At 66.0% G+C, this 11,804-nt stretch carries 13 protein-coding genes; 7 read left to right on the plus strand and 6 right to left on the minus strand.

Features of this window, described 5'->3' with window-relative positions; all coding sequences use genetic code 11:
• The first annotated feature begins 7 nt into the window (after nt 1–7).
• The 3 genes from ahcY (at nt 8) to M2299_RS15480 (ending at nt 3,947) form a co-directional block, all read left to right on the plus strand.
• Nucleotides 8–1,453, plus strand: coding sequence for an adenosylhomocysteinase (ahcY, locus tag M2299_RS15470; protein WP_025876541.1), 1,446 nt, complete (start codon nt 8–10; stop codon nt 1,451–1,453).
• Nucleotides 1,454–1,776: 323 nt separating this feature from the next.
• Complete coding sequence (locus M2299_RS15475; RefSeq protein WP_280884617.1) at nt 1,777–2,541, plus strand: lysozyme inhibitor LprI family protein; 765 nt, start codon at nt 1,777–1,779, stop codon at nt 2,539–2,541.
• Between the two features lie 50 nt (nt 2,542–2,591).
• Entirely contained in the window at nt 2,592–3,947 is a 1,356-nt protein-coding gene (locus tag M2299_RS15480) for a peptidoglycan-binding domain-containing protein (RefSeq protein WP_280884618.1), read from the plus strand.
• A gap of 71 nt (nt 3,948–4,018) precedes the next feature.
• Here the strand turns inward: M2299_RS15480 and M2299_RS15485 are convergent, their stop codons facing one another.
• Nucleotides 4,019–4,873, minus strand: a complete 855-nt coding sequence (locus M2299_RS15485; protein ID WP_280884619.1) for a hypothetical protein — start codon at nt 4,871–4,873, stop codon at nt 4,019–4,021.
• Between the two features lie 92 nt (nt 4,874–4,965).
• On the opposite strand from M2299_RS15485, the gene ybaK reads away from it, so the two are divergent.
• Together ybaK and M2299_RS15495 are read left to right on the plus strand one after the other, a co-directional pair.
• Nucleotides 4,966–5,439 carry a Cys-tRNA(Pro) deacylase gene (gene ybaK / locus M2299_RS15490; protein ID WP_100435834.1) on the plus strand — a complete coding sequence of 158 codons (474 nt, stop codon included), beginning with the start codon at nt 4,966–4,968 and terminating at the stop codon, nt 5,437–5,439.
• The gene (locus M2299_RS15495) at nt 5,439–5,933 is read left to right on the plus strand and encodes a hypothetical protein (protein WP_280884620.1); all 495 of its coding nucleotides are present in this window, start codon (nt 5,439–5,441) and stop codon (nt 5,931–5,933) included. The genes ybaK and M2299_RS15495 overlap by 1 nt, the downstream gene beginning before the upstream one ends.
• 92 nt (nt 5,934–6,025) lie before the next feature.
• Here M2299_RS15495 and M2299_RS15500 read toward each other — a convergent pair whose 3' ends face one another.
• The 5 genes from M2299_RS15500 to M2299_RS15520 all read right to left on the minus strand — a co-directional run bounded on the left by M2299_RS15500 (nt 6,026) and on the right by M2299_RS15520 (nt 10,112).
• Nucleotides 6,026–6,655, minus strand: a complete 630-nt coding sequence (locus M2299_RS15500) for an energy transducer TonB (RefSeq protein WP_158684100.1) — start codon at nt 6,653–6,655, stop codon at nt 6,026–6,028.
• A 98-nt stretch (nt 6,656–6,753) separates the two neighbouring features.
• Nucleotides 6,754–7,311 carry a DUF3228 family protein gene (locus M2299_RS15505; protein ID WP_025876554.1) on the minus strand — a complete coding sequence of 186 codons (558 nt, stop codon included), beginning with the start codon at nt 7,309–7,311 and terminating at the stop codon, nt 6,754–6,756.
• 50 nt (nt 7,312–7,361) lie between these two features.
• Nucleotides 7,362–8,093, minus strand: coding sequence for a LytTR family DNA-binding domain-containing protein (locus tag M2299_RS15510; RefSeq protein WP_033830364.1), 732 nt, complete (start codon nt 8,091–8,093; stop codon nt 7,362–7,364).
• Nucleotides 8,090–9,139 carry a histidine kinase gene (locus M2299_RS15515; protein WP_059066023.1) on the minus strand — a complete coding sequence of 350 codons (1,050 nt, stop codon included), beginning with the start codon at nt 9,137–9,139 and terminating at the stop codon, nt 8,090–8,092. Before M2299_RS15515 ends, M2299_RS15510 begins: the two co-directional genes overlap by 4 nt.
• A gap of 37 nt (nt 9,140–9,176) precedes the next feature.
• Nucleotides 9,177–10,112: an alpha/beta hydrolase gene (locus M2299_RS15520; RefSeq protein WP_280884621.1), complete on the minus strand. Its 936-nt coding sequence runs from the start codon at nt 10,110–10,112 to the stop codon at nt 9,177–9,179.
• 204 nt (nt 10,113–10,316) lie between these two features.
• Here M2299_RS15520 and metF point away from each other — a divergent pair, with 204 nt between their 5' ends.
• The gene (gene metF, locus M2299_RS15525; protein ID WP_280884622.1) at nt 10,317–11,144 is read left to right on the plus strand and encodes a methylenetetrahydrofolate reductase [NAD(P)H]; all 828 of its coding nucleotides are present in this window, start codon (nt 10,317–10,319) and stop codon (nt 11,142–11,144) included.
• A gap of 41 nt (nt 11,145–11,185) precedes the next feature.
• Nucleotides 11,186–11,764 (plus strand): DUF4124 domain-containing protein, encoded by a 579-nt coding sequence (locus M2299_RS15530; protein ID WP_280884623.1) that lies wholly within the window; start codon nt 11,186–11,188, stop codon nt 11,762–11,764.
• The last annotated feature ends 40 nt before the right edge of the window (nt 11,765–11,804 follow it).

Consider the following 11,804-nt stretch of genomic DNA (forward strand, 5'->3'; position numbering starts at 1 on the left):
CTACTGCATGAATGCTGTTGCCAAGACCTTCTCCACCGAAGGCGACTACAAGATCCGCGACATCACCCTGGCCGACTGGGGCCGCAAGGAACTGGACATCGCCGAGCACGAAATGCCGGGCCTGATGTCCATCCGCCGCAAGTACCAGGCCGAGCTGCCGCTGAAGGGCGTGCGCGTGACCGGCTCGCTGCACATGACCATCCAGACCGCGGTGCTGATCGAGACCCTGAAGGACATCGGCGCCGACGTGCGCTGGGCTTCGTGCAACATCTTCTCGACCCAGGACCACGCCGCTGCGGCGATCGCCGCCACCGGCACCCCCGTGTTCGCCTGGAAGGGCGAGTCGCTGGAAGAGTACTGGGACTGCACCCTGGACGCGCTGACCTTCACCCTGCCCGACGGCACCCTGACCGGCCCGGAGCTGGTGGTCGACGACGGCGGTGACGTGACCCTGCTGATCCACAAGGGCTACGAGCTGGAAAACGGCAGCACCTGGGTCGACGAAAAGGCCGCTTCGCACGAAGAGCAGGTCATCAAGAACCTGCTCAAGCGCGTGGCCAAGGAGCGCCCGGGTTACTGGGGCCGCGTGGTCAAGGACTGGAAGGGCGTTTCGGAAGAAACCACCACCGGCGTGCACCGCCTGTACCAGCTGGCCCAGGCCGGCACCCTGCTGATCCCGGCGATCAACGTCAACGACTCGGTCACCAAGAGCAAGTTCGACAACCTGTACGGCTGCCGCGAGTCGCTGGCCGACGGCCTCAAGCGCGCGATGGACGTGATGCTGGCCGGCAAGGTCGCCGTGGTCTGCGGCTACGGTGACGTCGGCAAGGGCTGCGCCGCGTCGCTGCGTGCCTACGGCGCGCGCGTGGTGGTCACCGAGATCGATCCGATCTGCGCCCTGCAGGCGGCGATGGAAGGCTTCGAGGTCAACACCATCGAATCCACCCTGGGCCGTGCCGACCTGTACGTCACCACCACCGGCAACAAGGACATCATCCGCATCGAGCACCTGAGCGCGATGAAGGACCAGGCCATCGTCTGCAACATCGGCCACTTCGACAACGAGATCCAGGTCGATGCGCTGGTCGCCTTCCCGGGCGTGAAGCACGTCAACATCAAGCCGCAGGTGGACAAGTACATCTTCCCCAACGGCAATGCGATCTTCCTGCTGGCCGAAGGCCGCCTGGTCAACCTGGGCTGCGCCACCGGCCACCCGAGCTTCGTGATGTCCAACTCGTTCGCCAACCAGACCCTGGCCCAGATCGACCTGTGGGCCAACAAGGGCACCTACGAGAACAAGGTGTACCTGCTGCCGAAGAAGCTGGACGAAGAAGTGGCTCGCCTGCACCTGGAAAAGATCGGCGTGAAGCTGACCACCCTGAGCCAGGAACAGGCCGACTACATCGGCGTGCCGGTGGAAGGTCCGTTCAAGCCGGATCATTACCGCTACTGATGCCGTGCGCGGGGTCGGATCCCTTTCCGCAGGAAAGGGCTCTGACCCCAGCAACGGATGCACACGGACGGGCGCCTTCGGGCGCCCGTTCTGCATCCGGGCACCGGCCGCCGCGTTCCGCGCGCCCTGTCACAGAGCCCTAAGCAGTCGCTTGCTACGCTCTGTTCCCGCCAACGGCCCCGGCGCGGGATGTTGCAATGCCCAGCCCGCCGCGCGGCCGCCACGGCGCCCCCGTTCCATGGTTCGCCCCATGCCTGCCGCCCGCAGGCCATGCGCCAGGACGCAGACATCAAAGGATAGACATGCAGCGCAGCAGTGAACGTATGACCCGGACCATCAAGCCCCTCATGACCCTGTGCTGGGTGGCCCTGCTGGCCGCCTGCACCCCGCCCTCCGGTGAAGCCCAGGCCACGACGCCTGCAGCCGCCACCGAACAGGCCAGCACCGACGGCAAGGCGGCCAATGCCCCGGCAGCGGCCGCCGGCAGCACCGCCTGCGCCAATCCGGCATCGCCGGTGCAGACCCTGATCTGCAACGACCCCGCCCTGTTGAAGCAGGAAGGCGAGCTGGCCAAGGCCGAAGCCGCCGCAAGCCAAACCCTCGATGCCGCCGGCAAGGCCAAGCTGCAGGCCGAGCAGCAGCGCTGGATCCAGCACACGCGCGACCTGTGCAGCGACGCGCACTGCCTGCAACAGGTATCTGCCGACCGCCTCAAGGTACTGTCGGCCACGCGCGACGGTCTGGTCGACCAGGACGCCTGCGAAGTGCCCGACGGCCAGCAGCAGTGCGTGGACATGCTGGTGCTGCGCGACCCCAACAGCCAGCTGGCGACCTTCAACACGCTGCTGGGTGAAAACGGCCAGAAAGGCAGCCTGCTGGGCTGCACAGCGGCAACCAACATCGGCGCCGGCCACAACGCCCTGCTGGCGGCCAACTGCACCCTGGAAACAGCCACCGGCAAGCGCAACGTGCAACTGTGCAGCAACCAGATGGTCGGCCAGTTCGCCATCGAACCGGCACCGGCTGCCTACGGCACCGAGGCCACCCGCCAGCTGCTCGGCTTCACCCAGCAGCACTGCGCCGGCTGACATCAGCCGGGCGGGCACGGCTCCCTTTTCCTCATTGAAGAACGATGACCATGGCAACGGATTCCACTCTCACCCGCGAGCAGCTGTCCACGCTGTTCCTCAACACCGAACTGGGCGGCAACACCCGCCACCTGGACCATTTTTCATACGCCCAGGAGGGCACCAGCGCCTATTCGTTCGGCCTGGTGCAGTTCGACGTCGGCGGCAACCCCCAGGCCAGGCGCTTCCTGCGCGACAACGGTTTCACCAACGGTGACATCGAACTGCTGTCCCAGCACGGGGGGCTGAGCACACAGCAGCTGGCCGCGCTCGACGCCAAGCTGCAGGCCATTCCGCAGGCCAACATCGACCAGCTCACCAACGCCAAGCTGGACAGCGCCATCGAGCGCGTCGACGAGGCCATCGCCAAGGTGCGCGCGACCAACCCGGCCGCCGCCGATGCCATCGTGGCAAACCCGGAACTGCAGCTGGCCATGGCCGACTATGACAACCAGTTCGGCAGCATGGGCCCGCAGTTCATCAGCTATCTGGCCGGCAACGCGGAGAAGCTGCAGGGCGGTACCGTCCAGGCCGGCGATCCACCAAGCCGGGCCGACGTGCAGACCTTCGTCGATGCGACCAAATTCGGCATCCAGTCGCCTGCGGCCGTGACCAGCCGCGATCAACGCTTCGACACGGCCATGACCCAGCTGGGCATCACCCCAACCCATGCCCCCTCGCACGGCTCGCCCAGCACACCCGGTGCGTCGGCTGGCAGTGGCGTGCTGGTGAACGGCGCAAAGGGCGATGAGGTGCAGGCCATGCAGCAGAAGCTGGCCGACCTCGGCTACACGGGCAAGGACGGTGCACCGCTGGTGGCCGACGGTCACTTTGGCCCGGGCACCCTGCAGGCGGTCCAGCAGTTCCAGCGCGATCATCAGCTGACGGTGGACGGCAAAGCCGGCAGCGGCACCTTGGGTGCGCTGGAGGCGGCAAGCCAGCAGCATCAGCAGGCCGAATCTGCAGCACCGAGCATGGCCACGCCCGGGCACGCCGACAATCCGCGCTACCAGCAGGTCGTCGAAAAGCTGGAAACGTTGGAACAGCAGCGCAGCCAAGGTGGACTATCGCCGCTGTTCCATGACCGCGGCCAGCTGGAGAATGCCGCTGGACAGGTCGCCTACGAGTCCAAGCTTGTCGGCATGTCACAGGTGGACACCGTGGTGGCGCGCCCCGACGGCCATGGTATATTCGCGGTGCAGGGCCAGCTGGGCGATCCTGCAGCGCATCGCACCTACATCGACCTTGCGCAGGCGGTCAGCCAGGATCTGCAATCCAGCACTCGCCAGAGCGAAGCGTTGAACGCCGAACAGACACAACGACAGGCGCAGGAACAGGCTCAGGCACAGCAGCCGCTGTCGCGCTGATCTGCGATGGATCGGATCCACGCACAGCGTGGATCCTGTCGTCCGGTGCGGTATCCACGCGCGGCGTGGCTCTACTGCATGCGCTGGCGGTCGTCGCCGAGGGCGAGGCGGCACTGTTCGCGGAACGCAAGCTGCCAGGCGGGCAGATCAAAGCGCTCGCGCTCCTGGAATGACACCGTCTCGGCGGCCAGCACGTAACAGCGGTTGTGCGACAACCGTAGTGCCGCCTCCCTATCGCCGATCTGCCAACACCGATCGATGCAGGCCTGCATCAACGCGTAGTCCGGGTTGTTCCTGGCACCGCCAAAGGCGAAGCCCATCTGCTGCGCCATCGCCACCACCGGATCCGCACCAGCATGCGCCGATTTCAGGATGCGCAGCACACCTGCCTCGGGCACGCCAAAGGCCCAGTTGGCCAGCACGGCCGAGCGCGCCGCGCGCACCGCCAGCTCGGCATTGCGCAACCGCATGTGTTGGCCAGCGAGCATGGCCCAGCCCTTCTGCAGGTCTGGAAAAGCCGCGGTTGCGGCGTCGAGCAGTGGGATCGCAGCGGCGGGCTCGCCCGCTGCTACATGTCCCTGCGCCGACTCGACAAGCCGGAAAGGCGAGTCTGCGTCGTCCACATCATGCGCGCGCGGATCCCACTCGTCGTCATCCCACGCATCCTCGTCCAGCGCGCGATTGATGCCCAACCAGTGCACGAACACGTCCAGCGAAGAATGGCTGTAGACCATCCTGCCCTCGTCATGGAACATCTCGCAGACCAGCGGCAATGCGCCTTCGCGCCCCAATGGCCAGTACAGCCCGAAACAATCGCCGTTGCCCAACGCGCCTTCGGCGATCGGCAGAAAACCCTGCGGTGGATACGGGCCCGCTGCCACTTCGGTGTCAAAGGTCAGGTCGTGGAGGTGAGCGGGTGCGCGCATGCTGGAGCCTGGGAAAGCCGACGTGCAGTATCGCAGGGTGCGGCAATAGCCTCGGTCAAGGCAATGCCCGCGCGCGGCGCTACGATATGTCGATGACCCCGGCCATCAACCTGCTCAAGCGCGAGAAGATCGTCCATACCGTGCACAGCTACGTGCACGATGCCCATGCCGAATCCTACGGCGGCGAAGCCGTCGAAAAGCTGGGCCTGGACCCGGCACAGGTATTCAAGACCCTGCTGGCCAGCACCGAAACGCACGAACTGCTCGTTGCCATCGTGCCGGTGGCCGGCCAGCTTGATCTGAAAGCACTGGCCGAGGCGGCCGGCTGCAAAAAGTGCGAGATGGCCGCCGTCGATGCCGCGCAGCGCGCAACCGGCTATCTGGTCGGCGGCATCAGCCCGCTTGGGCAGAAGAAGCGCCTGCGCAGTTTTCTCGACGCCAGCGCGCAGGCACTGCCCACCCTGCACGTCAGCGCGGGACGGCGTGGCCTGGAAGTGGAACTGGCACCGGCCGACCTGCTGCACCTGACCGGCGGCCACTACGCCGCGATCGGCAGGCCACGTTGATGCGCTGGCCCTGGTCCACATCGCCGCCACCGCGGCTGGACGACCCACAGGCCGATGTACTGCTGCAGGACCTGCTGTCGCGCGATGCCAGTCGTATCCATGCCGCCAGCAGCAGCCTGGCGCGGTTGTTCAGCGCTACGACGCTGGATGCGCTGGCGCCGCAGACCGAGGAGATCGAGCAGGCCTGCCAGGGCGTGCAGCTTGGCGGTGCGCTGGTCAGCAACGATGTGCACCTGCAAGCCGCACTGCGCCGCCTGCGTTATTGGCGTGAGCGCAAAGGCTGCCTGTGCGCGCTGTATCCGGATTACCTGTTCTTCGACCCACGCCGGCTCATCGAGCAGGGGCATGTGCGGCTGCTGGAACAGGGCGTGGCCGAGGATGGCTGGGGCGACCGCCATCGGGTGGCCTGCACCTGCTGCGGCCAGCACTGGGATGCCACCGACCGCGAGTACCACTACCCGTGGTGGGAGTGGACCTTGCTCGCCCTTGATTGAAGCCACGCGTGGCGTGGCTCTACTGCGAAGGCGGATCCACGCCAAGCCTGGTTGTGCCGGCTCCCGCTACGAAAGCCAGGAGAGCACGTCCTTCATTCGTTGAGAGCAAAGGTCACCGGCACGTCCATCACACTCATGGCGGGCAACGCGGGCTGTTGCGCGTCGCGTTGCATGGCCCACGAGCGGAGCCCCTTGGCCGCTGCCGCGTCCAGCACCGCGTGACCACTGGACACGCGTACCACGGCCGCGACAATCCTGCCGTCCCCGTTCACCAGCGCCTTCAGCTGCACTTTGCCCTGCAATCCGTCACGTACAGCCGCAGAGGGGTACTCGGGGAATTCACGCCTCCAGTTGCCGCTGGCCGCAGGGAACAGTGTCGCCTTGGACGATAGCGGGCAGCGCGCAGGGAATCGCAGCACCAGTGACAGCGGCTGCGCGGACGGCTGAGGTTCCGCAGCGGCCTTGCATACCGCCATCGACACCGCTTCCAGCATGCGTTGCTGGCGCACCAGCGCTTCCGCATCCGCAGCCACGACGTGCAGCGTGCAGCGCCCTTGCTGGGCACGCGCCTCCATGCTGCTGACGCCCACATCCTGGATCGATGCCGCGTTGCTCAATCCACCGCATGCGGCGTTGGCATCGTAACGCTGGGCTGAACTCTCGGCTGAACCGAGCAAGGCGCCCAGCGCCACCGCCAACGGCATCCACGTTCTGATCGTCATCGTTGCTTCCTGCTGTGATGGAAACAGCATCGTATCCCGCGGTGGCCGCAGCGGATTTCACATCGCAGTGCGCTGACGCGCATCGCGATGCTGTGTTCTCACGGCCGCCAGTTGGCGTTGTTCTCCCAGAACGCCACCGCGCGCTGATAGGCTTCGCGGTCCAGCGGCACGCCCGAACCACCCTCCTCCACGCCCAGCGCATTGCGCATCATGGTGATCGGCGCCATCGGCACTTCTTCCGGCTCGGCGGTATAGATGCAGCCGACGATGCCCCAGTCCGCATCGATGGGTGAACCTTCCTTGGCCAACTGCTCGGCGCTGTACAGGATCACCACCAGGTAATTGGCCCGTGGCGATTCCACGCCCTCGAACCAGCGCACCAGCACCGGCAGTTCCTCACGGTTGCGCGCCTCGTAGCCGCTGCGCAGCAGGTGCCGGTTGGCATCGGTGACCGGCACGGTCAGGCAGCGCGTGCTGGTCCAGTTTTCATAGACGAACAGCTTGCAGAACGGTGCATAGCCATCGAGCACCTTCAGCGGCGGGTGCGCGTTGAGATGCGCCTGGAACTGCTCGGCGCTGCAGTCCTGGATGGTGTTGCCGCGCGGTACGCGCGGGAACAGGCGGGGGCGGGCGAAATCGGTGAGGACGATGGACATGGCGCGGTGTGATCGAAGAATCCGCTGCACAGGGTAACCGCAGTCGTTGCCTACAGCGCCATCCGCTCGCGCAGCTCCCGTGCCTGCCGCCGCGATACCTCCACTTCACTGCCATCATCCAGTGCCAGATCGTAGCCATCGCCAATGCTCGGCGTGACCGCACGGATGCGCCGCAGGTTGACCAGCGTGTTGCGGTTGGCACGAAAGAAAAGGTCCGATGGCAAGCGTGCTTCCAACGCGCTCAGGCTGCGGGCCAGCAATGCGTTCTGGTCGCGGAACCACAACCGCGTGTAGTTGCCGTCCACCACCAGCCGACGGATCTCGGCAATGGACACGAACCAGCAGCGCTCGCCTTCGCGCACGAACACCTGGTCCTGCGCACCCAGCGTGCCGTGCACTGTGGGAGGTTCGGTATCCAACGCCGCATGATGACGCGCACGCTCCAGCGCTTCCAGCAGTCGCGGCGCTTCCACCGGCTTCACCAGGTAATCCAGTGCATTGGCCCGGAACGCGCGTACTGCGTAGGTGTCGTAGGCAGTGACGAACACCACCGAGGGCACCCTTTCCAACCCGTCCAGTACATCGAAGCCGGTACCGGAGGGCATCTGCACATCCAGCAGCACCAGGTCCGGCGCCAGCGCGGCGATCGCCTCGCGCGCAGCAGGCACATCGTCGGCCTCGCCCACGCACTGCACCCACGGCAGCGCCGACAGCAGCGTCCGCAGCTCCTGTCGCGCCAGCCGTGCATCATCGACAATCAGCACACGCAGCACGGCCGTCATTGCGGAATCTCCAGCAGCGCCTGCATGCGGTCGCCGACCGGCTGCAGGGTGAAACGGCCGCGCGTGCCAAGCTGCGCACGCAGGTAGGCCAGTCCCACACCATGCCCGTGCGCGGGTTCGCTGCCAGTGCAAAGGGGGTTGTCCACCTGGAGGCGCAGCAGGTCATCTTCCAGCGACGCGCGGATATGTACCTCGCCGCCGCCCGCGCGGCTGGCAATGCCATGCTTTATCGCGTTCTCCACCAACAGCTGCAGTGCCATCGCAGGCAGCTGTGCCTGCACAGCCTCTGCGGCGATCTCCCGCCGCACCTGCAGACGCTGTTCGAAGTGGATCGCCTCGATGGCCAGATAGTCGTCGACCACTTCCAGTTCCTCGGCCAGGGTCACCTGCTCACTGCGATTGTGGGCCAACGCGTGGCGCAGCGTGCGCGACAGGCGGGTGACCATGTCGCGGGCACGCTCGGGCTCTTCCAGAATCAGCGCTCGCAGGTTGTTCAATGCGTTGAACATGAAATGCGGATTCAGCCGCGCACGCAACGCATCGCGCTCCAGGGCGCTGCGCTCCGCCTCCACGCGCAATCGCGCCAGCTCGCTGTGGCGCGCGCGGCGCAAGCCATGCAGGCCCGCCCACAGTCCCGTCCACATCAAAAGGAACAGGGCGGTGTTCATCCAGTACAGCACGACCGACGACAGCTGGTAGTCGGCACGCCCACCGGGCAACTGCACCCAGCCCATGGCCAGCGCCGGCAACAACAACGCCGCCGTCAGCGCCTGTGCAATGCTGGCACCGACCACCACGCCAGTTGCCAGTTTCAACACCAGGCTGCCCAGACTGCCATCCCACCAGCGCTGCCGCAGTGCGACCGAACGCAGCGCGCCGCTGCACAACCACAGGGAAACGGCAATGCTGAGGGAGATCAACACCACGCCGCTGAACAGCGTACCGCCGCCGATACGCACCCCCAGCCACAGGCTGTACGTCGCATAGCCTGCCCACGCCAGCGCGTTGAGGATCCAGAAGCGGCGGGAAGGCGTGGTAGCGTCCATGAGCAGCCTTGGCGGTGGCGGAAAGGGCATACGGCGGTCAGGGATGTGCGGCGAGGAAGCGGCGCACCTGCGCCTGCAGCCAACGCGGATCATCCCACATCAGGAAGTGGTAACCCTGTGCGCTCATCTCGATCTGCACATCCGGCAGCTTCGCGTACTGCGCCTGGAACTGCGCACGGGTACTGGCTTCCGTACCCCCCATCGACTGATAAGCGGCCCAGCTGCCCAGCACCAGGACCGGCGTGTGGATGCCGTCGATGTCATCACGCAGATCGCGCACCAGCATGGAGTACATCGCATCGGCCATGCTCGTGCGATCACTGTCGCGCCCCCAACGCTGCAGCTCCGGCAGATGCTGGGTGCTGCGGGTCAGGGCTTTGGCGGTCGCATCGTTGCGTGCATTGAAGCTGGCCTCATCGGCCGCCAGCAAACCTTCACGCAGCTGCCCGGCCATCATCCCTACGTTCTGCGCGGTGGCCTGCGGGTTCATCACCGCCGCATAGAACGGCAGCGAATCAACGATCACCAGCGGACCGATGCTATCGGGCGCCTTCAATGCCAGTTGCATCGCCAGCACACCCCCCAGGCTGTGACCGATCACGGCAACCTTCGACAGGTGCCGCGCCTGCAGATAGCCCAGTAGTTCGTCGCGCATCGCCGGCAGGAAATCGGCCGGGCGCGGATCGACAGGCGCCGCACCGGCAAACCCCGGCAGTTGCACCAGATGGCACTGCACGTCCTTCAGGGCCAGGCAGGTCTCACGCCAGACCTCCGCACTGCTGTTAAGCCCGGGAATCATCAGCAAGGGACGGCCCTTGCCGAGCACCTCGACCTGCACTGCGCCTGCAACGGCGGCTTTATCGACGGCTGTGGCATGGGCCGGGCCTGAGCCAAGCACGGCCATCGCCATGCCGATCATCGCCAGCCTGGCCAAGGCCTTCATCGCGTACCAGAGTGCCTGGAAGATCTTCATCGTCTGCTCCTTCATCGCGTGGGTGGTGCCGGGATTGGGACCAGCGTGGCTTCGCTCCCGTTGCCCCGGTTGTGATTACGGAGCAACGGCCCGTCAGCGGGGCGAACGGTCGCCCGCACGGGACGACGTGACCCGACACATCCATCGCACATCCATCTCGATGGAGAGATATACTGCTTCACACCCGATGCCGCCGCCCGTGCCATGACCGCCATCAGCTTCGAGTTCTATCCGCCCAAGACCGACGAACAGCGCACCCAGCTGGACCGTGCCGCGGCCAGGCTGAAGACGTATGCCCCCGAGTACGTGTCCTGTACCTTCGGCGCCGGTGGCTCGACCCTCAGCTACACCTCCGAGACCGTGCGCCATCTCAACCAGCACCACGGCTTCGACGCGGCACCGCACCTGTCCTGCGTCGGCGGTACCCGCCAGGAAATCCGCGAACTGCTCAAGCTCTACCGCGCCATCGGCTGCCGGCGCCTGGTGGCACTACGCGGCGACCTGCCCTCGGGCATGGGCTTTCCTGGCGACATGCGCTATGCCTCCGAACTGATCGCCTTCATCCGTGCCGAACATGGTGATGCCTTCCGCATCGAAGTGGGCGCGTATCCGGAAACGCATCCGCAAGCGCAGGACGCCCTGCTCGACCTGAAGCACTTCAAGGCCAAGATCGACGCCGGTGCCGATGCCGCCATCACCCAGTACTTCTTCAACCCGGATGCCTACTTCCACTTCGTCGACGAAGTGCAGCGGCTCGGCGTGCAGGTGCCGATCACCCCGGGCATCATGCCGATCTCCAACTTCAGCCAGCTGCGCCGTTTCTCCGAACAGTGCGGTGCGGAAATCCCGCGTTGGATCAGCCGCAAGATGCAGGCCTACGGTGACGACGCCGAATCGGTGCGCGCCTTCGGCGCCGAAGTGGTGGCCAAGCTGTGCCAGCGCCTGGTCGAAGGTGGCGCACCGGGCCTGCACTTCTACACCTTGAACCTGGCCAAGCCGACGGTCTCGGTACTGAAGCTGCTGCAAGGCTGAAAAGTACGCTGCGTTATCGCAATCGGCGCTACGCTGCGTCGATGAAGCTCGTCCTGTCCCTGTTGCTGGTCCTGCTGCTGCCCGGTGTCTGCGCCGGTGTGCAGGCGCAGACCACGCGCTTGAACCGCTGCACCGATCCGCAGGGGCAAAGTGTCTATACCGACCGCCCCTGCGACAGCCTGGGCGCGCAGTCCCGGCGGCCACCGCCGGCGCCTTCCGGCAATACCCTGCAACGCGACAGCCTCGGCAGCAGCTGCCCGCGCCGGCTGAGCGAACTGGTGCAGGCTTTGCACACGGCGGTCAGCATCGGTGATGTGAACCGGCTTTCTTCGCTGTACCTGTGGGGCGCGGTGTCCGATGCCGGCGCACAGCGGATTCTTGGCCAGCTGGAATCGGTGGTGCGGCGGCCGCTGGTGGACGTGGTGCCGGTGTATCCGCGGCAGGATCTGGATGAGGGCCAGGGCATCGCCTCACAGGATCCGGAAACGGTGCCGATGCCGACTGCACGGCGACATCCGATCGGGTTGCGGTTGGAGCAGACCCTGCCGGGCAGCGCCACGCGTGCGGCGACCGTGCTTGGGCTGCGGCGGCAGTATGGGTGTTTCTGGATTACGTTGTGAGCGGGTGCTGCTGATGCTGAACCGCCATCCACGCATGGCG

The organism is Stenotrophomonas sp. 1278, from assembly GCF_029892765.1.
Lineage (GTDB): Bacteria > Pseudomonadota > Gammaproteobacteria > Xanthomonadales > Xanthomonadaceae > Stenotrophomonas > Stenotrophomonas indicatrix.